The sequence below is a fragment of the Shewanella atlantica genome, assembly GCF_003966265.1.
Lineage (GTDB): Bacteria > Pseudomonadota > Gammaproteobacteria > Enterobacterales > Shewanellaceae > Shewanella > Shewanella atlantica.
Genome location: NZ_RXNV01000003.1, coordinates 155,010 through 178,620, shown reverse-complemented (window position 1 = coordinate 178,620; position 23,611 = coordinate 155,010). Strand labels below are relative to the sequence as shown.

General features: G+C 45.3%; 22 protein-coding genes, 1 tRNA gene and 1 pseudogene. 17 read left to right on the top strand and 7 right to left on the bottom strand.

Features of this window, described 5'->3' with window-relative positions:
- Nucleotides 1–124: 124 nt before the first annotated feature.
- The gene (locus EKG39_RS09545; RefSeq protein ID WP_126505516.1) at nucleotides 125–1,048 is read left to right on the top strand and encodes a DUF6268 family outer membrane beta-barrel protein; all 924 of its coding nucleotides are present in this window, start codon (nucleotides 125–127) and stop codon (nucleotides 1,046–1,048) included.
- 148 nt (nucleotides 1,049–1,196) lie between these two features.
- Here EKG39_RS09545 and EKG39_RS09540 read toward each other — a convergent pair whose 3' ends face one another.
- Together EKG39_RS09540 and EKG39_RS09535 are read right to left on the bottom strand one after the other, a co-directional pair.
- Nucleotides 1,197–1,772, bottom strand: coding sequence for a chalcone isomerase family protein (locus EKG39_RS09540; protein WP_126505515.1), 576 nt, complete (start codon nucleotides 1,770–1,772; stop codon nucleotides 1,197–1,199).
- A gap of 146 nt (nucleotides 1,773–1,918) precedes the next feature.
- The gene (locus EKG39_RS09535) at nucleotides 1,919–2,398 is read right to left on the bottom strand and encodes a DUF2947 domain-containing protein (RefSeq protein ID WP_126505514.1); all 480 of its coding nucleotides are present in this window, start codon (nucleotides 2,396–2,398) and stop codon (nucleotides 1,919–1,921) included.
- A gap of 1,230 nt (nucleotides 2,399–3,628) precedes the next feature.
- On the opposite strand from EKG39_RS09535, the gene EKG39_RS09525 reads away from it, so the two are divergent.
- On the top strand, nucleotides 3,629–5,095 hold the full coding sequence (locus tag EKG39_RS09525) for a tetratricopeptide repeat protein (protein ID WP_126505513.1): 1,467 nt from the start codon (nucleotides 3,629–3,631) through the stop codon (nucleotides 5,093–5,095).
- 480 nt (nucleotides 5,096–5,575) lie between these two features.
- Here the strand turns inward: EKG39_RS09525 and EKG39_RS09520 are convergent.
- A tRNA-Arg gene (locus EKG39_RS09520) sits at nucleotides 5,576–5,651 on the bottom strand.
- A 190-nt stretch (nucleotides 5,652–5,841) separates the two neighbouring features.
- Nucleotides 5,842–7,008, bottom strand: coding sequence for a flagellar assembly protein FlgT (locus tag EKG39_RS09515; protein ID WP_126505512.1), 1,167 nt, complete (start codon nucleotides 7,006–7,008; stop codon nucleotides 5,842–5,844).
- 464 nt (nucleotides 7,009–7,472) lie between these two features.
- On the opposite strand from EKG39_RS09515, the gene EKG39_RS09510 reads away from it, so the two are divergent.
- On the top strand, nucleotides 7,473–8,111 hold the full coding sequence (locus tag EKG39_RS09510) for a FlgO family outer membrane protein (protein ID WP_342775520.1): 639 nt from the start codon (nucleotides 7,473–7,475) through the stop codon (nucleotides 8,109–8,111).
- On the top strand, nucleotides 8,108–8,554 hold the full coding sequence (locus EKG39_RS09505) for an LPP20 family lipoprotein (RefSeq protein ID WP_126505511.1): 447 nt from the start codon (nucleotides 8,108–8,110) through the stop codon (nucleotides 8,552–8,554). Before EKG39_RS09510 ends, EKG39_RS09505 begins: the two co-directional genes overlap by 4 nt.
- Before the next feature lie 416 nt (nucleotides 8,555–8,970).
- Here EKG39_RS09505 and flgN read toward each other — a convergent pair whose 3' ends face one another.
- The 3 genes from flgN to flgA all read right to left on the bottom strand — a co-directional run bounded on the left by flgN (nucleotide 8,971) and on the right by flgA (nucleotide 10,553).
- The gene (gene flgN / locus EKG39_RS09500; protein WP_126505510.1) at nucleotides 8,971–9,396 is read right to left on the bottom strand and encodes a flagellar protein FlgN; all 426 of its coding nucleotides are present in this window, start codon (nucleotides 9,394–9,396) and stop codon (nucleotides 8,971–8,973) included.
- A gap of 7 nt (nucleotides 9,397–9,403) precedes the next feature.
- Nucleotides 9,404–9,739: a flagellar biosynthesis anti-sigma factor FlgM gene (gene flgM / locus EKG39_RS09495; protein WP_126505509.1), complete on the bottom strand. Its 336-nt coding sequence runs from the start codon at nucleotides 9,737–9,739 to the stop codon at nucleotides 9,404–9,406.
- A 106-nt stretch (nucleotides 9,740–9,845) separates the two neighbouring features.
- On the bottom strand, nucleotides 9,846–10,553 hold the full coding sequence (flgA, locus tag EKG39_RS09490) for a flagellar basal body P-ring formation chaperone FlgA (protein WP_126505508.1): 708 nt from the start codon (nucleotides 10,551–10,553) through the stop codon (nucleotides 9,846–9,848).
- Nucleotides 10,554–10,764: 211 nt separating this feature from the next.
- Between flgA and EKG39_RS09485 the strand changes: the two genes are divergently transcribed.
- The 13 genes and pseudogenes from EKG39_RS09485 to flgK all read left to right on the top strand — a co-directional run bounded on the left by EKG39_RS09485 (nucleotide 10,765) and on the right by flgK (nucleotide 23,558).
- Entirely contained in the window at nucleotides 10,765–11,685 is a 921-nt protein-coding gene (locus EKG39_RS09485) for a chemotaxis protein CheV (RefSeq protein WP_126505507.1), read from the top strand.
- Nucleotides 11,686–11,809: 124 nt separating this feature from the next.
- Nucleotides 11,810–12,649 carry a CheR family methyltransferase gene (locus EKG39_RS09480; RefSeq protein WP_185817575.1) on the top strand — a complete coding sequence of 280 codons (840 nt, stop codon included), beginning with the start codon at nucleotides 11,810–11,812 and terminating at the stop codon, nucleotides 12,647–12,649.
- 160 nt (nucleotides 12,650–12,809) lie between these two features.
- Nucleotides 12,810–12,940 (top strand): annotated as a pseudogene (locus tag EKG39_RS09475) (chemotaxis protein CheR); the annotation flags it as partial.
- A 688-nt stretch (nucleotides 12,941–13,628) separates the two neighbouring features.
- Nucleotides 13,629–14,027 (top strand): flagellar basal body rod protein FlgB, encoded by a 399-nt coding sequence (gene flgB, locus EKG39_RS09470; protein ID WP_126505505.1) that lies wholly within the window; start codon nucleotides 13,629–13,631, stop codon nucleotides 14,025–14,027.
- A gap of 2 nt (nucleotides 14,028–14,029) precedes the next feature.
- Nucleotides 14,030–14,446 (top strand): flagellar basal body rod protein FlgC, encoded by a 417-nt coding sequence (gene flgC, locus EKG39_RS09465; RefSeq protein WP_126505504.1) that lies wholly within the window; start codon nucleotides 14,030–14,032, stop codon nucleotides 14,444–14,446.
- 13 nt (nucleotides 14,447–14,459) lie between these two features.
- On the top strand, nucleotides 14,460–15,308 hold the full coding sequence (gene flgD / locus EKG39_RS09460; protein WP_126505503.1) for a flagellar hook assembly protein FlgD: 849 nt from the start codon (nucleotides 14,460–14,462) through the stop codon (nucleotides 15,306–15,308).
- 132 nt (nucleotides 15,309–15,440) lie between these two features.
- A complete protein-coding gene (flgE, locus tag EKG39_RS09455) occupies nucleotides 15,441–16,805 on the top strand; it encodes a flagellar hook protein FlgE (RefSeq protein WP_126505502.1) in 1,365 nt (454 codons plus the stop codon).
- 195 nt (nucleotides 16,806–17,000) lie between these two features.
- The gene (gene flgF, locus EKG39_RS09450; protein ID WP_126505501.1) at nucleotides 17,001–17,744 is read left to right on the top strand and encodes a flagellar basal-body rod protein FlgF; all 744 of its coding nucleotides are present in this window, start codon (nucleotides 17,001–17,003) and stop codon (nucleotides 17,742–17,744) included.
- A gap of 11 nt (nucleotides 17,745–17,755) precedes the next feature.
- Entirely contained in the window at nucleotides 17,756–18,544 is a 789-nt protein-coding gene (flgG, locus tag EKG39_RS09445) for a flagellar basal-body rod protein FlgG (RefSeq protein WP_126505500.1), read from the top strand.
- Between the two features lie 10 nt (nucleotides 18,545–18,554).
- Complete coding sequence (gene flgH / locus EKG39_RS09440) at nucleotides 18,555–19,244, top strand: flagellar basal body L-ring protein FlgH (RefSeq protein WP_126505499.1); 690 nt, start codon at nucleotides 18,555–18,557, stop codon at nucleotides 19,242–19,244.
- An 11-nt stretch (nucleotides 19,245–19,255) separates the two neighbouring features.
- Nucleotides 19,256–20,347, top strand: a complete 1,092-nt coding sequence (locus EKG39_RS09435) for a flagellar basal body P-ring protein FlgI (protein ID WP_126505498.1) — start codon at nucleotides 19,256–19,258, stop codon at nucleotides 20,345–20,347.
- Between the two features lie 192 nt (nucleotides 20,348–20,539).
- Nucleotides 20,540–21,565, top strand: coding sequence for a flagellar assembly peptidoglycan hydrolase FlgJ (gene flgJ, locus EKG39_RS09430; RefSeq protein ID WP_126505497.1), 1,026 nt, complete (start codon nucleotides 20,540–20,542; stop codon nucleotides 21,563–21,565).
- 76 nt (nucleotides 21,566–21,641) lie between these two features.
- Entirely contained in the window at nucleotides 21,642–23,558 is a 1,917-nt protein-coding gene (gene flgK / locus EKG39_RS09425) for a flagellar hook-associated protein FlgK (RefSeq protein ID WP_126505496.1), read from the top strand.
- The last annotated feature ends 53 nt before the right edge of the window (nucleotides 23,559–23,611 follow it).

Here is a 23,611-nt window from a genome sequence, read left to right as displayed (position 1 = left end):
TAGAAAGACTGGTCGTGATTTTTCAGGCTAGTCTAAAACTTGATATCTCTTGAGCTCAAAGAAGTTACTCTGCCATCGGTCGTTAGAACGATGGGCATAAAACAATAAAGCTTAAGGAGTAAGCATGGGAAACAGGTTTGATTTACGCGCGCCTTCATTACTACTTACTCTTCTTTTATCTCTGCTCTACTCGTTTCAAGCTTTCGCTGATAGACCAAAAGGTCATTATCCTTTCAGTATTAGCGCATCAAGGATCGGTACTGCCGAAGCCGATGTTGGTGGTGGACCGCAGTCACTTCAAAGGGAGTCATGGCTATTCGATGCCAAAGCTAAGTATTCTGTGAACCGCCAATGGTCATTAGGTGTTAACTTAGGTTACGCAGATCTTGACTACGACTGGGGGAACAGAGGTTCTACACTATTCGATGGTAACCTCAGCAGCTGGCAACAGGTTCAACGATACAGTGCCGGGCTCTCTGTGAGTTACCGTCCTGATAAACATTGGATGTTTCTGTTGGCACCAAAGTTACAATATGCCTCTGCCGATACGGCGCCTGTCAGTGATGCAGCCAGTTATGGTGTGGTCGCATCCGCGATGTACCGATTTGATAATGGTAACTTATTGGGAGTAGGTGTGGCTTATCTGAATGATATTTCTGAGGTCAGAACCGTGCCATACCTTGCAGTTAATTGGCGGATAAATGAATCGTGGCGGTTAGGCAATCCATTTTCCGCTGGTTTTACAGGTCCTGCTGGTTTAGAGCTGAGTTATCGATTGAATCCAAGTATCGACTTTGGCTTGGGCAGTTCGAAGCGTACGCAACGATTCTTGGTTGAAGATGATGATGTTACCGTTGAAATCGATGAGTGGGTAAGCTTTCTTCGGGTAGGCTGGAAGCTTAATGGTTCATTATCCTTCAATGCCTATGCGGGTTACTACTTCAATGGAGAGTTGGAGCTCAGTGAGGCGCCAATCGAAAATGGAGAGCGTGCTGAGGAGATAGAAAATCAAAGTGCGTTTGCGCTGGCGGTCGAATATAAGTTCTAAATAAATGTCAGGCAAGAATGAAAAGATAAAGGTATTAGTATCACTAATACCTTTTTTGATTCTTCACAGGCTTGGCTTGTTGTTAAACTAGTTTAAAATCATAGTTTAATCTGAGGCTTTAAGCGGTAAAAGTCTAAATGAACTTAAGCTATCTACCAAGCATGGCTTTTTTTAGACTGCCCTGAGCCGGACTGTCTCCGAGCCAGATTTGTAATAGCGCCTGCCTGAACGCTTCACCTTCGATAGTGGCCTGTGCTTCACCATTCTTATATGCGGTTACACCTAAGGCTTTATCGGTCGCGAGTGTAAATTGATCACCCTCTTTAATCTCATCGCTGAACAGTGCCATGAAGGCGTCTATTTCAGTCTGAATTTCGGCCGTGCTGCCATCGGTCGCATCCTCGAAACCATCATTGATTGCATCACGCATCTTATCGCTGGTGATCATACCTGAGGTGATGTTTAACCGAACCGCCGAAGTCGGAGCGTCGAGAATTGTGGTGATATCATCAGTGGTTGAGGGCAGATACAGGCTACCGACATAGAGGTCGATAAAGAACTTACTGCGAACGCCTGCACCATTGAGCTGAAGCTGCGTCGACTCGATCGCAATATGTTCGGCTACGTCAACACTCGATATCTCTTTGGCACTGGCTGAGCCGCTAAGTAACAGACCGCCTGCAAGCAATAAGCCGGTGGATACTAAGCTTGTGAGGGACTTCATAAAACCTCTTTTATTTTTATTCTTGATAGTATGCTGACGAGCTACGAGCTACGAGCTACGAGCTACGAGCTACGAGCTACGAGCTACGAGCTACGAGCTACGAGCTACGAGCTACGAGCTACGAGCTACGAGCTACGAGCTACGAGCTAGCCTCGTTGGCCTAATTGGTACTGACCATTTTGATGAATGAAAGCGGCTTGCTTCTGCTTTGGTGAGATAAGCAGTGGGCCGTCATCAAAGAAGAGGAAACACTTCCAGTTTCGAACGAATACATCCCATCGAGTCTCGATCACCTGATATTTCTCATAACAAAAATAGACAGTTACATCGTCTTTCCAGTCAAAGAACTCGGCAAACATCTCAGGAAGCGCAGGATCTTCGCTGTCCCAGGCACTCTGCCAATCATCCGGTTCGCTCCACACGTCACCTTTAGCCGCCCAGTCCCCTTTAGAAAACTGTTCAGAGAGATTGCTGCGATTGCTTATCCACTTCTTCCATATTTCCATCGAACCCTTCTGATCCAGTGGCTTTATCTGCGCCTTATCTTCTTCGGTCACAGGCAGATCTTTATGGTTAAAGATCCATTTACGTTTGTATTGCTCGAGCGGAATATAGGTGTGTGACACAGGACCTCGTTGTATATCTAACTTAAAATATGCTGCAGTATTATAAAGGCGTGAGTACAACAAAAGAAATAGAGTGAGGAGGATTTTCTTGAATAAGAGAGAAAACAGAACGAAAAAGATCAATATTACTGCCAGTCTCTATAGCCATTAAATGTTGGGAAGTACTGGATAGACAATCGGGCTGAGCTGCTTGGTTGTATTCGTTACCATATTCACCTCAATAATGAGATGATCATACCTTATTAAAGTGTCCTGCAAATCTAACCATAATGGTTTTCTCGGGACTAAGCTTGCGGTGGATGAAGGGCGTTACTATATGCTTTATCCTTACACTATTTGCCGCTTTGATGCTGCCTTTTGAACTCACACATAGCAACCCAATGACCGCTAATACGACTATAATTTTCGACGAAACACTTTGGTTGAGGCTATCCAGGAGATAATCGCAAAAATGAAATGGGATCCCAGATTGAGTCACAAAGTGAGTTGAACCATTAAATTGAGCGAGGTGAAGGAATAGTTCCTCAGTTGAAGTTACAAGGCTTGTATCTGCGAAAGAAGGGCATGTTTCAACAGGTGTTAATTCGGCTAAACGTGCTCGAATCTAACTGAAGCCTGAGGTTTGCAGTGAATCTGCAATACCTGCTCTGATAGGGTTTAAATCAACAAAAATCATGTGCGCCAACAGAGCTTGCTCATAGAGTAGAGCTTGTGACTTAAAGCGTCCTTCTCAAAAAAACTTATACTCATCTTCTCGATTAGCCTTTTACGCGCTATATCTTCATTGAGGCACCTCATAAACCAAGAGATGCTGGAAAAGTGCTCGTGCCATTTGGCAAGTAGACCACCTTGCAGAAAACGTTAACCTTGAATTAACTTCCCCCATTCATGTATTTAGTCGCCATAGCATGGTCCTTGAGCCTTACAACGATGGCTAACGATCTCACTATGATTTAATGGCTTGACTTTATCCGTGTCAATTTCAAGGAATAAATGATAGAGATTGTTTATTACTGCATAGGCGCAGGTATCGATACAATAAACGGACGAAAGTGCTTTGACCTTTATCGACAATCCAACCACGCCTATGCTAGAAACTTTGGCCTGTCAGCTCATCTTCGCCACAAAGGTATGGCTGTCCATTCTTTTCTCATGCTATGACATTGATTCTTAGGCGGCTTTCTAATATGTTAGCTTGAACAAAATAGAACTTTCTTGGGGAAGCTCAAAATGAGTATAAAGAGTAATATAGGTAAAGCCGAGGCATTATTTCGTCAAACAGAGTATGCTGAGTCACTCTCCCTGTGTACAAAAATTCTTGATAAAAAACCAAGGCTTGCAGATGCGATCCACTTAATGGCTTTAAATTACTATGCACTTGGAGAATTTGACACGGCTATAGTTGAATTTAAAAAAGCCATTGCGATTAACAGCCAACAGCCATCATTCCATAGTAACTTGGGCAATGTTTATCTGGACCAAGAAAAATTCATTGAAGCGAGTCGCTACTTTGAAAAAGCGCTTAATCTCGATCCACTTCTGCCAGCGCCTAACTACAATCTCTCAATTTGCTTACACCGCAGGCGCGACTACTTATCAGCGGAAAGCTATTGCAAGAAAGCGATCCTGCAAGACGCCACCAATTCAGATTACTATCTTCATCTAGGTGTGATTTACTTTGATCGAGGCCAGTTTGACCATGCTGCTAAAACATTCCTTACGGCACTTCAGGTAGAGAATAAATACAAGAGTGGCAGAACACAAGTAGATGTCTATTGGCAACTGTTTAGCTTACACCTCAGCCAACATCGCTACCAAGATGCGCTTGAAGTGGCCGACCTTGGTATACAGAGCCAACAGCTTTCAGAACAACAACTCTGCGCTTTGCTCATCGGCAAGGTGATCATCTATTTTTTATTTGACCATCTAGAGGAAGCCAAGCAAGCAATACAACTGAGTGAAGTTGTTTATCAATTTCAAAATCCGACTACATTTTTGAAAAACATCACTGTATTTCATACTTACATTAAAAATTTAATAGCGATATATGAGAGTGGTGAATATAAAGATTGTTACAACCTTGGCAACGACGCCGAAAAAATGTACTTCATCTCAGAAAGTCATGGATTTGCGCCTAACCGTACATCGATAAAATATAAAGAGCTAGACTATGAGATAAACTCTCTGTTCATCATGGGCGCTAAGGTCATCCACTTTGTCGCCGAGGAGGAAAACAAGTACCAAGTGAGCCTAGTCTCATTACTACGAGACCTTGCCCCAGGCTCCAAGGTGGTCATTGCATTTGGAGAGATCGATTGCCGAACGGACGAAGGTATTTACCCCTATAGCGTAAAGTCAAATAGTGATTATAAGGACGTTATAGATGATATGGTGCCGAAGTATGTCAACGCACTAAAAAATATTGCGGACTCTTTTAAAATTGAGATTATTCTCTACGGCGTACCAGCCCCATACCCTCAAAGCATTGAGCTATTATCGGAGAGTGAACAGCAAACCTTCAAAGATGTCATTGCATACTATAACCTTTCGCTTGCAAATACTTGTCTCTCCCTAAACATGACATTACTGGATGTATACGCACTGACGAACAAAAATGGCCAAAGTAACTTGGACTACCATATTGATTATCATCATTTATCACCGAGAACGGTACCGACATTGTTCAATAATATTTAAGATATACATATTTATTCGTCAAATAAGTCTGTGAGCGTGCCACGTTCAAAGTTGAAAAGGTTTGGCTGTCCCGTTTTTTCTGCCCTTAAAGCTAAATCGAAGAGATGATCTTCTTTTGAATTATCGGTGTAGATGCGGCTGTGACCGTCCGTGACGAGGCCGCTCTATGACATCCATGTCACCGCGGCATTTGTGAATCCATTCACATCAGATGTCACGGCCGAGGCTATAGGGATATACCCACAAAGGTATCCATACCTAAAAGCCAGTTCGGCATCCATGCCTCTCGTTCATAAGCACAGAAACCTTTGGTTTCTATTCACCGTGTCACAGATGAATCAGCACATAAGCCTGCTGCAAGTAATAAACGACAAGTAAGTTTTGGCTTCGGAGAAACTGACTAGACACTATTAAAGTGAAGGTAGCGAGCGGGTTGGAGAGTGGTAATTAATGAAAGCGTGGATAAGCGCATGGCACTTATGGTCTCCCCACAGGGACTCGAACCCCGATCGATCGCTTAGGAGGCGACTGCTCTATCCTGTTGAGCTATAGGGAGACGTCAGTGATTATACTGGTTTTATTCCAGATGAAAAGAGGGATGAAAAGGCTTTAAATTTAGTTGCTTGTTTATTATTCAAAACTAAGAGGGAAACATCTCACCACGAGTGCATACACTTGCTACTTTCGCTAACTAGCTTTACTTGCTACTTATAGTCAATGTGATAGCACCCACGAAAGACTTATGATCACATCTTTATCGCAATATCATTTATTTGCACATTGAAGGATGCTTTTTGGCCGATTAATACGGCGGTGGCGGTATCTTCGGTGACCTGATCTATTTTCACCGTTGCACGGCTCTTTCCGGCAACGGCTCTCATCTTATCAAATCGGTCAGGAAAGTTTTGTTGCAGGATAAGTTGGAATGAATCACCCACATGTATTCCGTGGCGTCGGCCCAGGTTAATTATTAGCCTGTCATGTTGTTTGGCGACGACTTGTCCCAGAATAGGCCGACAGCTTAAACTGGTGTCGATATCTTCAATGGCCTGAGCTAAAACCTTGTCGATGGTTTTTCCGTAGGTCGACTTCCAGAATCTTTGATGATTAGAGGGAACGGTTTCCTGACGGTCGAACTCCCACGGAGCGGATGCATTGTAACTTTCACCCCAGATCTTCTCGCCACTGATCCCATGATAGAGTGCCAAACGAATTTGAAATTGACGGTTCGGATCGCTGCTCCACAGGCCAAGCATATGACTCTCGGCAGGATCGGTCGAGATATCGATGATTTCCGGCAGTAACACATATTGGCTGTCGGTTATTTCACTCAGCCAGCTGGGCAGACGGTATCCGCGAATATCGATTAATGCCTGTTCTATGTCCAAGCGTTCATTGGCATGAATGTGGGGAAAACTGGTTTGAGAGCTCTGAGTTATTGTATCTCCTATTCGTTGAGATAGCGCTTTTTCAAAAAATCCGATATTACCGTAGCGTAGCTGCGCTCTGTCTTTAATTTGTGACTGCGGGACTAATATTGCCGCTTTAAGTGACTGACTGTCACACTGCATCTCATTGCTGTCAGAACTGACAACATCGACTCTGATCATGACGGTGAGCTTATCATTTTCTATCAGTTCGTTAACTAACTCGACCTTGGCCGCTTGCGATTGATTTTGAATTGAAAAGCTATCTTCGACAAGCTGGCCATTCTTGACCTGTTTAGTGCTGGTAAACTTGGCACCACTGTTAAGGGTGGCATAGGTGAGGGCCTGATGAATGGCATCCTCCCGGGCTTTGGGGACATTACCGTTAACTATATTCGCTTCGCCCTTAACTACAACCCAAGCAGCACTCGAAATATTGGGGTATAAAAATATTGAAAACAAAAATAAAGCTGCGAGATATTTCATGTAACGTTCCACTTTCTATGATGTTCGGTAAAATTCAGACCGAATGAAAAATGTTGTAATGGCGTTTGGCAATAGCCCTGATTGTCCTTTGATGTCGCAATTCTGACACTAGATATACTCAATTACCCATCAGGTGTAATGAAGCAATAAATATGCCAGAGAAGGGCGAACAAATATATCGGTTCACGAGTTTTGCTTGTACTATATGGAAACTAAGGTGATTTGAATGATTCGGATAAAGTTCTACTTTAAAATGCCGATAAGCTCATAATACGAAAATTCAATTCAATGATTCATTCTCATAAATGTCTTTATGGCTTGATAGTTGCTTTATTTTTAGTCGTAATCGTTTTTTTGCTATATAGAGTTTAGCTGTATAGAGATTTGGCCTGGTACCGAATGTATTGAATAGGGCGCCTGTTCTCGCTATATACCAATTAGCGATGAATAGGGGAAATGGGAATATGATGCACAAAGCAATAGTACTACTAACTACGTTTATCTTAAGTGCCTGCGCTAGTACAAATGGTGAAGATGGACTCTCTAATAGCCAGCTCTCAGACGGCAATCAGTTGCCGCAGAGTTCGGCAATTAATCATATGTCTCAACAGATAGTGAATGAGTTGGTAAGACAAAATGATGAACTGAGATCAAATCAGCCACTCCTTGTCGCTACACCAGTGTTATTGGAAGATCTTAAGCGGACAAATGCTATAGGTCTTCAGCTCCAGCAAGGCTTTATCTCTGCACTGCATGATAATCAATTTAGCCTGGTCGATATCAATGTCGGTGATAATATGAGGGTTACTCCAGAAGGGGATTTTTTACTAACCCGAGATTGGAAGCAACTGCCTTCGGGGATCGCCGTCGAGCACGTTCTTGTGTCAACCATGAGCCTTAATACTTTGGGAGTCGTAGTTAACTCAAGGATTGTCAATGTAACCAATCATCGTGTCGTATCCGCATCTCAGGGGAGTTTTTCCGTCAATGATCTTCCCGGTTATCTGAAGTATTCTGAAAAAGTGGTCTCTCAAGAGGGGCTGTTATATCGAGATAGCGGTATTGGTATGCAAGAGCTTCAAGTGAAAGGTGACACAAAATGAAAATTTGGCTGATGTTGATTGTAGTGTTAATTACTGGCTGTTCATCTAAAGACAGGTATATCGAGTGGGAAACACAGGAGCCGGAGAGTTTTCCTAAGCTGACTGCAATAGGTTATGCCCCCTTGGATACTCAACCCGCAGAGGCTCAGTCACAGAAAGTATTAATGGCGATGCAAGCGTCAAAGATTGCCGCCTACAGGGAGTTAGCCGAGCAGGTATATGGCCAACAGCTCTCAGCTTCGAGTAAGGTCGATGATTGGATGTTAACCGATGATAGTATTCAAGCATCGGTTACCGGAGTCATACGTGGTGCAAAAGTGGTAAAAAGCTATCCAGCCGGTGATCACTATGTGACAGAACTCGAGCTAGATTTCGCTCAGGTATGGGCGCTTTATCAACAACAAAACAGGCCGCAAAAGATAAAAGAGATCACCTATTTTTGAAATAGCCATGAGCTACGGGCTACGGGCTATAAGTTACTAGCTTCTTACCTCCGTCATACCCGCAACGCTTTGAGCGGGTAGCTGACCTCCAGGTTCCATACGCTTTAAAGACATTTTCCATATCCCTGTGGGTCAGTGGAAGTGTCGAGTGATGTTTGGAGTATCACCGAACAGTGACTCTTAATTATCTTGCCACTCATAAAAGAACAAAATAAAAGAACAAAGCTAAAGGCTCTATGCTCTATGCTCCAGTCTTCTCAGGGGTGACGAGCAAAGTACTTACTTTGGCTTCGAGATGAGTTTCGAGTTAGGAACTAGGAACTAGGAACCAGGATTTAAGGGGGCGGGTCTTTGCTTTTGGCTCGCGACTCGGAGCTTTCTTAGCATTATATTTAGCACGCCGCTGCTTTAAGTTATTACGCTTTTAGGTTATTGCCCAATGTCGATATGGTCGAGGTCTTACCCTTACCGTTATAGGTGAGGCTGGAGGCATTTCTGCTGACTTGAAGTGCTTGTGAAAAACGCTTGACGCTAGCAATGTTCAGTTCGATTAAACTGGTATTTTCAATGTTCAGTTGTTGGCATTCGGCAAGCAGTTTCTTGGCAGAATTTACTTTTTCTGACAATACGCTATCACTGGTTAGCAAAGATAGTTCTGAGTGTGAGGCTAACAACTCATCGTTCATTTTCAGGTCGTCGAGTAACTTGGCTTTGGTTGTGGCCAATGAGAGTAAAAGTTCTGCACTCTGTTCGACTAATGCACTTTTCTCTTGTGTTATCGTTACTTTCAGCTCTTCAAGCAGCTTATACTGTAGCTCGATGATGTTAGTTATCTGACTCATAGCTGTATTAATTGAGATCCTTTAGTTCATTTTCGAACTGAGCGATATTGGTTGCGAGTTTTTCTGGATCGATTTTATAACGTCCTTCCGCAATGGCGAGCTTTATCTCTTGAACTTTACCCTGGTCAACTTCCGGAATATTGGCCAACTTTGCCTGAGTACTTTGTAGTTGCTGTGCCTGAGAGGTGATAGATACTGAATCACTCTTTGGTGGCGCGCTCGTTGAAGCCGTAGCAGCTCCCTGACTCGCCTGGCTACCACTTTTGGCAACATCGGCGTTAGCTTTAGCTTTACCCACATTAGTGTGTGCAGAGGTATTTACTTGTTTAATATCAATAGCCATCTTAGGCTCCAGCAATCAAAAAATGGAAGAACATACACGTATATCGGCAGTGCTCAGCAGAGCTTTAGTTATTTTTTTTCTAATCTTGATGTTGCTTAAGTTGAGATCACATCCTCACTTCAACTTCGCCTACACCTGTGACTCTCGCATCTAGACTTTTATTGGAATAACTGTTCTTAATACGAATTCTATCACCTAAATTGCCATCACGCAGTGCTTCTCCCACTGTTTTTATTTCGAAATTTTTTGAACGGGCATAAATTGAGACCGTATCTCCTTTACATACAAAGCAGAGATTATTGACGAAGATAGGCTGGTTGGGAGGAATTCTTCTTTTTACCCGTGTTCCGAGTACATCGTCTATTTTATCAAACTGTTGTCCCCGCAAACTGGTTTGCTCTACATATTGAATAGCAACATCACCACTGGATATCAAGTCATCTGGTCCCAAAGTTTCTACCGAAACGACAACCGGATAGAGCACATCGACCCTCACGGACAGAAATATTTGCCAAGGGTACTGAAGTTGTGGGCTATTACAGCTTATTTTTACCGTATTATTCCGTTTGATAGCCCTATTGGTCGCTAATTCTGCTTTAACGGGTGGCAGGCACAAAGGTGGCTTCAACCTGGAGTCCAGACTTTGGGGCGTAATTTTGACTTTGGCATGCTCCGCAACGGTAATTTTTTCTTCGATAACGGCTATAGCTAAGTTCGAAATGGTCGATAGAGAAGGAACACTTGCTTCTTGTGAGCTAAAAGCATGTGTTGATTGGAATAAAATGATTAAATAGACCACATATTTTACTTTCATAATGAATAGACTAGCTTGATTAGCTAGATTACACCTATACTTTCTTAGTGACCGGAACTTTGTACTTCTCATCTTGTGAGAGAAGGTGTCAGAAACTTGACAATTATATGGTCAGGTTGTGAGATGTATTTTATAAAGCAATTAGTATGCCTATACTCATTAGATAGTGGGTAATGGGTGAGCATCCAAAAGTCGACAAGGCAAGAGTACTATGTCAAACATTCTTGAGTCAGTGAATAAACGCACGCAGTTAGTCGGGCAAAACCGTTTAGAGCTTTTACTATTTAAGCTAAACGGTCGTCAAAGGTTCGGTATCAACGTATTTAAAGTCAAAGAGGTATTGCAATGCCCGCCTCTTACCAGCTTGCCTAAATTAAATAACACTGTGAGAGGTGTGGCTCATATTCGTGGTAATACCATCTCAGTCATAGACTTGAGTGCAGCAACGGGTGGTCGTCCTATCGAAAATACCGAAGGTTGTTTCATCATTATCGCGGAATATAACCGTAGTGTGCAGGGATTTTTGGTTAGCTCTGTGGAGCGGATCATCAACATGAATTGGGAGGCTATTTTGCCTCCTCCACAGGGGGCCGGCAGGTATTCTTATCTGACGGCGGTAACAGAAATTGAGGGAGAGTTAGTCGAAATCCTCGATGTTGAAAAAATTCTCGATGAGATTTCTCCGGTTAAAACAGAAATTAGTCAAGAGACCGATGAAGCCATAACCATAGACCGGGAAGAGCATTTCCATATTATGGTTATTGATGACTCGGCCGTTGCTCGTAAGCAGATCATCAGGGCTCTCTCGTCACTGGGCTTACAAATTGATACGGCTATCGATGGTCGGGATGCGCTCGAAAAGCTCAACAAAATTGCTGCAGAGATGGATAATGTAGCGACTGAAATCCCATTGATCATTTCAGATATTGAGATGCCTGAAATGGACGGCTACACTTTAACTGCAGAGATAAGGGATAACCCTAAGTTAAAAGATATTAAAGTGGTATTGCACACATCATTGAGCGGCGTATTTAATCAGGCTATGGTTCAGAAAGTTGGAGCTAATGATTTTATTGCAAAATTTAACCCAGATGAACTTGCTGCAGCAGTGAACAAGCATTTGAGTCTATAATGACTCTTTATGGAGTGCAGTGACTTGATATTAAGCTTGTTTCTTTTATCTGGCTCATGTATAACGCTGCGCTCTATACTAGTAAATGTAACACTCTTATAGCCTGTTTTATTGATATTAGGATATCAAGGTGCCGAATAAATCACTTGCTGAAAATGAGTACACACAATTTAGACTATTTCTGGAACAACACAGTGGAATTGTGCTGGGCGATAATAAGCAGTATTTAGTACGAAGTCGCTTAGCACCTTTGATGGGGAAGTATAATCTTCCCTCACTATCCGAAGTTGTTAAACATTCGATGAAGCCGAGCGAGCGCCAACTTAGGGCTTCTGTTATCGATGCGATGACAACGAATGAAACCTTATGGTTCAGGGACAGATATCCTTTCGAGTTACTCTCTAACACTTTATTGCCTGAGTACTCACGCCTTGGGCGACCACTGAAAATTTGGTCTGCCGCTTGTTCATCAGGCCAGGAACCTTATTCTTTGGCGATGACGATTCTTGAGTATCAACAGAAAAAACCAGGGACCCTGCCTGGCAGCGCGTCAATTTTGGCAACCGATCTCTCTCCCTCAATGTTGGAGCGATGTAAAAATGCTGAGTATGATAACTTAGCTTTAGGGCGAGGCTTATCAGAAGAGCGAAAACGTAATTTTTTTACTGCGACTGATGCCGGAACTATGGTTATCAAAGATAATGTAAAACGGTTTGTGAACTTCAGAGCACATAATTTGCTCGAAAGTTATACCTTATTAGGCAAATTTGACATTATTTTCTGCCGCAACGTACTCATCTATTTTGCCCCTGAGGCAAAGGCAAAAATTTTGCGGCAATTTGCTGCCGCTTTAAACCCGAAAGGTATCCTTTTTCTCGGTGCTTCTGAGTCAATTGCCGGTTTGACGGAAGAATTTGACATGGTTCGTTGTAACCCAGGCATCTATTACCAGAAGAAGACTTAACAACAGGACGGCACAGCGTGCCTTATAGACGGCTTCGCCTATGGGGACGCTCGCCAGCTCACTACTAGACGCCAACAAGTTGGCTATTCGAAACAGTGAAAAGATTATATGCTGTTCTGTTACCACCTGAAACCTAAGCTATTATGGCTGCCGTCCCTTGGCCGATTTGAACCCGAAAGGTATCCTTTTTCTCGGTGCTTCTGAGTCAATTGCCAGTGCTAACTTAGCAAGAGCGAAGAATTTGACATGGTTCGCTGTAATCCAGGTATCTATTACCAGAAGAAGACTTAACAACAGGACGGCACAGCGTGCCTTATAGACGGCTTCGCCTATGGGGACGCTCGCCAGCTCACTACCAGACGCCAACAAGTTGGCTATTCGAAACAGTGAAATGATTATATGCTGTTCTGTTATCACCTGAAACCTAAGCTATTATGGCTGCCACCCCTTGGCCGTTTTAAATCCGAAAGGTATCCTTTTTCTTGGTGCTTCTGAGTCAATTGTCGGTGCTAAATCCTACGCCTGTTTTAAAAAGTTGCGAAGAATTTGATATGGTTCGCTGTAACCTGGGTATCTATTACCAGAAGAAGACTTAACAACAGGACGGCACTGCGTGCCTTATAGACGGCTTCGCCTATGGGACGCTCGCAAGCTCACTATCAGACGCCAACAAGTTGGCTATGCGCAAAATATCACCAGAAGAAGACTTAATAACAGGACGGCACAGCGTACCTTACTAGACGGCTTCGCCTATGGGGACGTTCGCAAGCTCATAGTAAGACGCCAACAAGTTGGCAATTCGCTAAAGTGGAAAAGGCAACCAAGTGTCTTCCTTAAATTCTTTCATTTTGCTCCTGGTAAGCCTGCCAGCGATCTCGTAGCCTGCTTATTAGCGTTCCCATAGAGTCTTTCACCCCACCTTGCTTTTTATGGCACGACTATTGCTTTGTTTTTAGCATCGAGCTGAGGAGGCAATTTTATGGCGATTAACTTTGATAAAGCATTGGGTGTTCACCAATATACATTGGGGATCCGTTCTCAACGTGCCGAAATCATCTCTTCGAATATCGCAAATGCCGACACTCCTCACTACAAAGCACGGGATCTTGATTTCGATAAGGCGATGCAGGCGGCAACCAGCCGTCAGGGTGGATTAGGAATGAGTCAAACAGATGCTAAGCACTTCGACCTGACAGCCTTGTCCGGACAAAATACGGCTTATAGAGTGCCAAACCAGCCTGATACAGGTGATGGCAATACTGTCGATATCCAACAAGAACAGTCAGAGTTTATGCAAAATGCACTGGAATACCAGATGTCTCTAGGTTTTTTAGACAGCAAGTTTTCTGGCCTTAAGAAGGCACTGCGAGGAGAATAATTATGAGCTTATTTAATATCTTCAATGTTTCAGGCTCAGGAATGTCGGCTCAATCGGTCAGATTGAATACCACGGCGAGTAACATTGCCAATGCCGATGCCGTCTCCAGCAGCGTCGAGGAAACTTATCGTGCCCGTCATCCGATTTTCGAGGCTGAGATGGCCAAGGCTAATCATCAGCAGCAATCTTCTCAATCGGTTGCCGTTAAAGGCATAGTTGAAAGTGATGCTCCCTTGCAAAAAGAATACTCCCCCGATCACCCAATGGCCGATGGTGACGGGTTTATCTACAAACCTAATGTAAACGTGATGGAGGAGATGGCTAACATGATCTCAGCTTCGCGTTCGTATCAAATGAATGTACAGGTTGCTGAAGCTGCAAAATCCATGCTTCAACAAACTTTAAGAATTGGCAAATAGCAGGAGGTAACACGTGAGCCTCATTAACCCACTTAGTAGTGCAGGTGCTCAATCTATAGCTGGTCAGACTCAAACATCTGTGGCACCAGCGCAGCAGGCGACCTCTTCGGCCGCAGAAGCTGCAACTACACAATCGACAGCGGATACCACGACGGGAAATCCCTTTATCGATAGTATTCGATTACCCGAAGAGTCATCAATTCCGGAGCCTAATAGTCAAGAGCTAACTCAAGAAGATTTCTTCTCATTGTTGAGTCAACAACTTTCAATGCAGGACCCCTTTAAGCCTGTAGACAATGATCAAATGATCTCACAGATGGCTTCATTCTCGACCGTTGATGGCATTAAGAACCTCAACGATGAGATTGTTAATTTGAACTCCGTAATGACCTCGAGTCAGGCACTGCAAGCTTCTGGTTTAGTTGGTCAAAAGGTACTTATCCCCTCGGATACTGGCTATATTTCAGCGGAAGACCCTTCTATTAATGGCATTATCAGTACTCCGGAAGCGATCGATACAATTACGGTGCGAGTCGAAGATGATAAGGGGCAGCTTGTTAAATCCTTCACCATCGATGGCAGCGCCGGGGGAAATATCGATGTAAGTTGGGATGGATTGGGCGCCAATGGTGAGCCGGTGGCTTCGGGTAATTATTCCATTAAAGCCAGTGGCCGCATCGATGGTTCGAGTGAAGAACTTCCTGTTTCAACCTATGCCCATGTAACGAGTGTCTCTCTGGGAACTGCGAGTACCGGCTCGATTCTTAATTTGCGTGGTGTGGGCGGTATTAAGCTTGGTGATGTACTGGCCGTTGCTGAATCTGGCGGCGGAAATAAACCGATTGTTGATGCAGAAACCTAGGTCATTTAAGTAGGTAAAGATTTTATACCTGGCGCAATATTTGCTCCATTTACGTCAGGTAAGCAGTTAACTAGTAGACTGTGGGTGAATAGATAAGTAGCCAGCAGTAATGAATCAAAATTGAGGTGAATTATGTCTTTTAACATCGCATTGAGTGGTATCGCTGCAGCGCAGAAAGATCTGAATACCACGGCAAATAACATTGCTAACGTCAATAGTATCGGCTTCAAAGAGTCGAGAGCCGAATTTGCAGATGTGTATGCAAACTCAATTTTTGCTAACAGTAAGACTGGCGTGGGTGGCGGTGCAACAACCAGTCACGTGGCCCAGCAGTTCCATCAGGGAAGTCTGCAATTTACCAATAATGCACTGGATATGGCAATCAATGGCGGAGGCTTCTTTGTGACCTCATCGGGTTTTAGCTCTCAAGACCTGAGCTATACACGAGCCGGTGCGTTCAAAGTCGATGCCAATAGTTACCTAGTTGACTCTCAGGGGAATTTTTTGCAGACCTTCGAGGTGGATAAAGACGGTAACTCGACCTCTGTCAGCTTAACTGAGACTAAGCCTGTCAGAATTCCTGACACCGCAGGTAGCCCGAAGAAAACTGAGAACGTCGGCATACAGATGAACCTCAATGCCGGTGATCCGACCTATGATCCTGCGCTGTTCGATCCGACAGACCGTGATACCTATAACAACTCTACCGCGGTGACCATGTATGACTCGTTGGGTGAGCCGCACGTGATGACAACTTACTTCGTTCGTCCACCGGATGCAGCCTATAACGGAGAGAGCAACTGGGTCGCCTTCTATGCTGTCGATGGCAAACAGGTGGACTTAGCGGGCCCAGCCGGTGTTTATGATCGAGATACAACGGGCGATGGTGCGGCGGATACACTCAATGTCCCCGCTGTTACAGCTGGTGGTTGGAAGGGAGCGGTCGTTAAGTTCAATGAGTTAGGCTCTCATACATCGACAGATCCGGCAACGATAGTGACAGAGACCTTAGGCACTGCTGGCGCTGATGTTCTTGGCCCTGGTACCGACGGTTCACAAACCCTGACTATCGACTTTGATAATCCGACTCAGTATGCATCAACTTTCGAAGTAACTGAGTTAACCCAGGATGGTACTACGGTTGGCCGACTGACCAATGTTGAGGTTGGCGCCGATGGTCTGATCAACGCCAGTTACAGTAACGGTGCAACTGTCGCGCTGGCAAGGGTAGCATTAGCCCGTTTTGCTAACGAACAGGGTCTGACACAGGTAGGTAATACCTCGTGGAAAGCGAGTTTGGATTCAGGTGCAGCCCTCGCCGGTGAGGCAAACAGCGGTACCTTCGGTAGTGTTCGTTCATCGGCACTGGAGCAGTCAAATGTCGATTTGACTACGGAACTTGTTGACCTTATCTCGGCTCAGCGAAACTTCCAGGCTAACTCGAGAACGCTCGAGGTGAATAATACCCTGCAGCAGACAGTGTTACAGATCAGGTAACTTGTACTCGTCGATGATGAAGGCGTTGCCAGCGGCAACGCCTTGCCGCTTTCCCTTCCACTGAATATTTTAAAATTTCCTTTCAAATTGTTATCCCTCTTAATTCTCAACTCAAAACAACTTGAACAATCTGGCATGATGTTTGCTTTTATTATTTTATAGATAGTAATAGCAGAAAGATTGACGGAGGCGCTGGTGGACAAGTTACTCTACGTCGCTATGAGCGGCGCAAAGCAGAATATGAACTCGCTGGCGGTTCGTGCAAATAACCTGGCAAATGCCAATACCGACGGCTTTAAAGCCGATATGGAGCAGGCGCGTTCCATGCAGGCTTTTGGTGAGGGTTTACCCACACGTGTGTTCGCCATGACTGAGAGTCCGTCGGCAAACTTTGCATCCGGTCCCATTAAAACCACGGGCAGAGATCTAGATATTGCCGTTAAAGGCGACGGTTGGATTGCTGTACAGGGAGATGATGGCGGAGAAGCTTACACCCGCTCGGGGAGTTTGAGTTTCGACACCACAGGCCTGCTTCGTAACGATCGCGGTAATCCGGTGATGGGGGATGCCGGCCCCATCGTTTTGCCACTGCCTATCGAAAAAATTGAGATTGCTCAGGATGGTATCATCTCTGTCAGGCCCCAGGGCGCTACGGCAGAAGTGATTGAAGAGGTGGGTCGCATCAAGCTCGTCAATCCGGGTAATCAAAATATGATGAGGGGCTCAGATGGCCTGTTTAGATTGATGTCGGGAGAAAATGCACCCGCAGACCCTTTTGTTGCCGTCGAAAGTGGCGCGGTAGAAGGCAGTAACGTCAATGCCGTCGATGAGATGGTTAACCTCATCGATATACAGCGTCAATTTGAGATGCAAGTCAAAATGATGAAAACAGCCGAAGAGATGGATAAAGCCTCCTCTTCATTAATGCGTGTTAGTTAGGAGTCAAAATTATGCATCCCGCGTTATGGATAAGTAAGACTGGGTTAGACGCTCAGCAAACAGATATCTCGGTGATTTCTAACAATGTTGCTAACGCAAGCACTGTTGGTTACAAAAAGAGTCGAGCCGTCTTCGAAGACCTTTTATATCAAACGGTTAATCAGGCTGGAGGCGTGAGCGCTTCCAATACTAAGCTGCCAAATGGTTTAAATATCGGTGCGGGTACCAAAGTTGTCGCCACGCAGAAGGTATTTACTCAGGGCAATATGCTTACAACCGATAACTCGATGGATCTTATGGTCGAAGGACCTGGATTCTTCGAAGTTCAGCTTCCCGATGGCACCGCCGCTTACACCCGCAATGGTCAGTTTACGCTTGACGACACCGGACAGATAGTGACACCAGGTTCGGGTTATGTGGTTCAACCGGCGATCACCATTCCGGAAAATGCCACAGGTATAACCGTGTCGGCCGAAGGTGAAGTGTCAGTAAAAACACCTGGCACTGCAGAGAGTCAGGTGGTTGGCCAGCTGAGCATGACCGATTTTATTAATCCAAGTGGTCTGGATCCCATGGGGCAAAACCTGTACACGGAAACCGGAGCCAGCGGCACACCTATTCAGGGCACCGCATCACTCGATGGTATGGGGGCAATACGCCAGGGCGCGTTGGAAACGTCCAATGTAAATGTGACCGAAGAGTTAGTTAACCTGATTGAGAGTCAGCGTATCTATGAGATGAACTCAAAAGTGATATCGGCAGTCGACCAGATGCTCTCTTACGTGAACCAGAACCTGTAGAGGCATAGTTATGAGTAAGTTATCTGTTTTGCTTGCTGCAACCATTATACTTTCACCGGTACTGACGGGCTGTAGCTCAACGGGTGAGAAGCCGATTGCGGACGACCCCTACTACGCACCTGTCTATCCGGAAGCGCCACCGACTAAGATAGCCGCGACAGGTTCAATGTATCAGGACAGTCAGGCATCCAGCCTTTACTCAGATATCAAGGCACTTAAGGTCGGTGACATAATCACTGTGATGTTGATGGAGTCGACACAGGCTAAGAAGAGTGCTGCTAATGAAATAAAGAAAGGCACCGATTTAACTTTAGACCCGGTTTATGCTGGCGGTGGCAACATCACCATAGGTGGTCAGCCTATCGACCTCAGGTATAGCGACAGCATGAATACCAAGCGCGAGTCCGATGCGGATCAGAGTAACAGTCTATCAGGCAGTATCTCTGCCAATGTGATGCAGGTGCTGAATAACGGTAACCTAGTTATTCGCGGAGAGAAGTGGATAAGCATCAATAACGGCGATGAGTTTGTTCGAATTACCGGTATTGTTCGCTCTCAGGATATCAGACCGGACAATACTATCGACTCTCAGCGTGTCGCTAATGCCCGTATTCAATATAGTGGTACAGGTACATTTGCCGAAGTTCAAAAAGTGGGCTGGTTGAGCTCATTCTTTATGGGCAGCTGGTGGCCTTTCTAGGAGTCATTATTATGAAAATTAAGTTATTTTCTATATTCCTTTTACTGCTTGTTTGCGGCACTAGCCAGGCTCAACGAATCAAAGATATCGCTAATGTTCAAGGTGTGCGAAGTAACCAGTTAATCGGTTATGGTTTGGTTGTTGGTCTGCCCGGTACGGGTGAGAAGACCCGCTATACAGAACAAACATTCAAAACCATGCTTAAAAACTTCGGCATTAATCTACCCGATAATTTCAGGCCGAAAATTAAGAATGTTGCAGTTGTGGCTGTCAGTGCCGTAATGCCAGCTTTTATTAAGCCGGGTCAAACTCTTGACGTTACCGTATCCAGCTTGGGTGAGGCTAAGAGTTTGCGAGGGGGCATGTTACTGCAAACTTTTATGAAGGGGGTCGACGGTAACGTTTATGCCATTGCTCAGGGAAGCATGGTGGTTAGTGGCTTCAGCGCAGAGGGGCTCGATGGCTCAAAAGTCATTCAAAACACTCCAACCGTTGGACGTATTCCAAATGGAGCCATGGTGGAGAGAACGGTAACAACTCCTTTCTCCACTGGGGATCACTTAACCTTTAACCTGCGTCGTGCCGATTTTTCAACGGCCAAGCGCTTAGCCGATGCCATCAACGAACTGCTCGGTCCGGGAATGGCAAGGCCGCTCGATGCAGCGTCTGTGCAGGTTAGTGCTCCAAGAGATGTCTCTCAGCGGGTCTCTTTTCTTGCTACCCTTGAGAATATTGAAGTAGAGCCGGCGTCTGAGTCTGCGAAAGTGATAGTGAACTCCCGTACCGGTACCATAGTTGTGGGTAAAGATGTTCGCTTACTACCAGCGGCTGTCACCCATGGTGGTCTTACAGTCACCATCGCCGAAGCGACCCAGGTTTCACAACCTAATCCGCTGGCGGGTGGTCGAACGGTCGTGACTTCAAACAGTACTATCGATGCCAGCGAAGAAGATAGTCGCATGTTTATGTTTGACCCGGGCACCTCACTAGATGAGCTGGTCAGGGCCGTCAACCTTGTAGGCGCAGCGCCTTCCGATGTGCTAGCGATTCTTGAAGCGCTAAAAGTGGCCGGTGCTCTGCATGGTGAGCTGATCATTATCTGACTCTTGTCAGCCCCCGAAATAAGAGAGTTCAGTTTCCTATCTGAACTCTCTTCGATAGCTTTACTTCAATACCTTTCCCTCCCTATATTTTCGAACTATTCCGAATAAATACCAGTTGTTTGCTGAATTGGTACGCAGTTTGCAGAGTAGAGATACTATCGTCTGAATATTGTCGGAACTCTTGGAACATTTATGGAAAAGCTGTCGAACTCATCTCATTTTTTGGATATCGGAGGTCTGGACTCCCTTAGATCTAAGGCCCAGAAAGATGATAAGTCGGCGCTTAAAGAGGTGGCCCAGCAGTTTGAGGGGATATTTGTTCAGATGCTGATGAAAAGTATGCGTGATGCCAATGCGGTATTTGAATCTGATAGCCCCATGAATAGTCAGTACACCAAGTTTTATGAGCAGATGCACGATCAACAGATGTCTGTGAATCTGTCAGATAAAGGCATGTTGGGACTGGCAGATCTTATGGTTCAGCAACTTTCGCCGGAAACCAGTAAGGTCACTCCGGCATCAGTGCTTCGTGGTGATATTGAACAGGGCGGAGGGGCTCTGGGAATGGCTCAGAGTATGGTGATGAGTCGTGCGGTCAAACCTGAAACTAGCCAGATTAATATATCAGCGGACAGTCAGCTTGTTGACGCTCAACCAAAGAGTCCGCTTGAAAGCATCTTAACTGGCAAGTCTTTGCCGTCTGAAGTGACAAAGACGGGAATGACATTTAGTGGCCCTGAAGATTTTGTTGCCAAGCTGTACCCTCATGCTGAAAAAGCCGCAGCCAAATTAGGAACCAAACCTGAAGTGCTTATCGCACAGTCTGCATTAGAGACAGGTTGGGGACAGAAGATGGTAAAACGTGCGGGCGGAGATTCCAGTAACAACCTGTTCAATATCAAGGCGGATAAACGTTGGCAGGGAAGTAAGGCTATGGTCAGTACTCTTGAATTTGAGCAAGGGGTTGCCGTTCAGCAAAAAGCCGACTTCAGAGTCTATGACGATATTAAGCAGAGCTTCGATGATTTTGTCTCTTTCGTATCGGAAGGTCCAAGATACCAGGACGCGATGAAGAAGGCGGCGAGTCCAAATGAGTTTATTCGAGCACTTCAGGATGCAGGCTATGCAACCGATCCTCAATATGCCGATAAAGTAATAAAAGTGATGAAATCCATTAGTCAGGATCTCAAGGCGGTGATGCCGGGAGTACAACCATGAAAGTGATGTCCTGTATGTACATGGCAATAGAGCTCGTCTGCCACTCAGCTTCTAATTTCGATGGGAGTCTCTGCTAATGTCGATGAATCTTCTTAATATTGCCCGCACCGGAGTCTTGGCCTCGCAATCACAACTGGCGGTGACCAGTAATAACATTGCCAATGCCAATACTCAGGGATATCACAGGCAGGTTGCTGAGCAGTCCAGTCTCGAATCACAGCGCGCGGGGAGTGAGTTCTATGGTGCCGGAACCTATATTTCAGATGTAAAGCGTATCTACAACGACTATGCCGCGCGCGAGTTACGCATAGGGCAGACGAGTGTGAGTGAAGCACAAACGACTCATACCAAGATGAGTGGGCTCGATCAAATCTTCTCCCAAATCGGCAAGGCGGTGCCACAGGGGCTCAATGATTTCTTCGCAAGCCTTAATAGCCTGTCAGATCTGCCCGATGATATCGGTATGAGGGGAAACGTACTGGGCTCCGCAGGACAACTGGCCACAAGCCTTAATCAGATGCAGTCTCATCTCGATGGTCAGAAGAAACAAACCAATGATCAGATCTCTGGCATTACCGACCGAATTAATGAGATCAGTAAAGAGCTGGGCAATGTCAATCAGGAGTTGATGAAGTCTCAGGGGGAAGATGCACAGCTTCTCGATAAACAAGATGCGCTTATCCAGGAATTAAGCCAATACTCGGAAGTTAACGTCATTCCGCTCGATACCGGAGCAAAGAGTGTCATGCTGGGTGGGGCGGTGATGTTGGTTTCCGGCGAAGTCTCTATGTCAATAGGCACTACACCCGGAGATCCTTTCGGCGATGAATCACAAATTACCGCCTCGATAGGAACTCATAGCCAGGTTATCGATGGTTCAAAACTGGGTGGACAGCTAGGTGCACTATTTGAGTTTCGCGATGACACGTTAGTCAAGGCCCAGCAGGAGCTTGGTCAGTTATCTTTGGGTGTAGCCGATGCATTTAATAAAGCCCAGAAGGAAGGCTTCGACCTGAATGGCGAAGTGGGCAAAGACATTTTTAAAGATATTAACGACCCCACTATGTCGGTTGGCAGAGTCGGAGCGTTTAGCTCAAATGGTGGTAATGCCGCACTTAGAGTCAATATCGATGATTCAGGATTGCTGTCGGGTAATAGCTACGAGTTATCTTACACCGCTCCGGCGACTTATGAGCTCAAAGACACCTTAACCGGCAATATCACACCGCTGACGCTAAACGGTACTCAGCTTGATGGCGCGGGCGGCTTTACTATTCATATCGATTCCGGGGCATTTGCAGATGGAGATACATTTGAAGTAAGACCCGCTGCAGGTGCAGCCGCTGGGATAAGTGTTGTGATGACTGATCCTAAGGGGATCGCAGCCGCGGCTCCTAAAATAACCCCCGATGCTGCAAACTCAGGTAATACCGAGATAGAGATGGTGAGTATCGATAACAGAGGGGCTGCTGGTTTCCCAATCACAGGCTCTGAACTCACCTTCGAGATAAACACTGCAGCGAATACATTCGAAGTTTTCGATGCTACCGGTACATCCCTTGGTGCTCCCGCTGCATTTGTCCCACCTTCAATCAGCGCCTATGGCTTTACCTTCGATGTGACATCTACGGCGGCGGCAACGGATAGATTTACTTTCGATCTTTCATTTGCACCGGGTGACAACACTAATTCGGTTGCCATGTCTAAATTGAGTGAAGCTAAGCTGATGAACGGCGGCACATCGACGCTGACCGATGTTTATGAAGGGACCAAATTGAGTGTCGGCGGAAAAACAAAGGCTGCCGAAGTTGCGGTGGGCTCGGCAGAGGCGGTCTATTCACAGGCATATACCAGAGTGCAGAGTGAGTCTGGTGTCAACATAGATGAAGAGGCTGCCAATCTGCTCCGCTTTCAACAAGCCTATCAGGCATCGGCGCGGATCATGACGACAGCGTCTGAAATTTTCGACACGCTATTTAGCTCGACTCGATAGGGAAAGCGAAATGACTTTTTTAACTTTCAGATTAGTTCAGCGAGATAGGGGGT

Excerpts from the sequence above, each read along its gene's own strand:
- flgJ (WP_126505497.1), top strand. The coding sequence starts at position 20,540 with ATGGAAAAGCTGTCGAACTCATCTCATTTTTTGGATATCGGAGGTCTG.
- flgB (WP_126505505.1), top strand. The coding sequence starts at position 13,629 with ATGGCGATTAACTTTGATAAAGCATTGGGTGTTCACCAATATACATTG.
- flgG (WP_126505500.1), top strand. The coding sequence starts at position 17,756 with ATGCATCCCGCGTTATGGATAAGTAAGACTGGGTTAGACGCTCAGCAA.
- flgN (WP_126505510.1), bottom strand. The coding sequence starts at position 9,396 with ATGAGTCAGATAACTAACATCATCGAGCTACAGTATAAGCTGCTTGAA.
- flgE (WP_126505502.1), top strand. The coding sequence starts at position 15,441 with ATGTCTTTTAACATCGCATTGAGTGGTATCGCTGCAGCGCAGAAAGAT.
- flgC (WP_126505504.1), top strand. The coding sequence starts at position 14,030 with ATGAGCTTATTTAATATCTTCAATGTTTCAGGCTCAGGAATGTCGGCT.
- flgH (WP_126505499.1), top strand. The coding sequence starts at position 18,555 with ATGAGTAAGTTATCTGTTTTGCTTGCTGCAACCATTATACTTTCACCG.
- EKG39_RS09525 (WP_126505513.1), top strand. The coding sequence starts at position 3,629 with ATGAGTATAAAGAGTAATATAGGTAAAGCCGAGGCATTATTTCGTCAA.
- EKG39_RS09505 (WP_126505511.1), top strand. The coding sequence starts at position 8,108 with ATGAAAATTTGGCTGATGTTGATTGTAGTGTTAATTACTGGCTGTTCA.
- EKG39_RS09435 (WP_126505498.1), top strand. The coding sequence starts at position 19,256 with ATGAAAATTAAGTTATTTTCTATATTCCTTTTACTGCTTGTTTGCGGC.
- EKG39_RS09510 (WP_342775520.1), top strand. The coding sequence starts at position 7,473 with ATGATGCACAAAGCAATAGTACTACTAACTACGTTTATCTTAAGTGCC.
- EKG39_RS09545 (WP_126505516.1), top strand. The coding sequence starts at position 125 with ATGGGAAACAGGTTTGATTTACGCGCGCCTTCATTACTACTTACTCTT.
- EKG39_RS09515 (WP_126505512.1), bottom strand. The coding sequence starts at position 7,008 with ATGAAATATCTCGCAGCTTTATTTTTGTTTTCAATATTTTTATACCCC.
- flgA (WP_126505508.1), bottom strand. The coding sequence starts at position 10,553 with ATGAAAGTAAAATATGTGGTCTATTTAATCATTTTATTCCAATCAACA.
- EKG39_RS09485 (WP_126505507.1), top strand. The coding sequence starts at position 10,765 with ATGTCAAACATTCTTGAGTCAGTGAATAAACGCACGCAGTTAGTCGGG.
- flgM (WP_126505509.1), bottom strand. The coding sequence starts at position 9,739 with ATGGCTATTGATATTAAACAAGTAAATACCTCTGCACACACTAATGTG.
- flgK (WP_126505496.1), top strand. The coding sequence starts at position 21,642 with ATGTCGATGAATCTTCTTAATATTGCCCGCACCGGAGTCTTGGCCTCG.
- EKG39_RS09540 (WP_126505515.1), bottom strand. The coding sequence starts at position 1,772 with ATGAAGTCCCTCACAAGCTTAGTATCCACCGGCTTATTGCTTGCAGGC.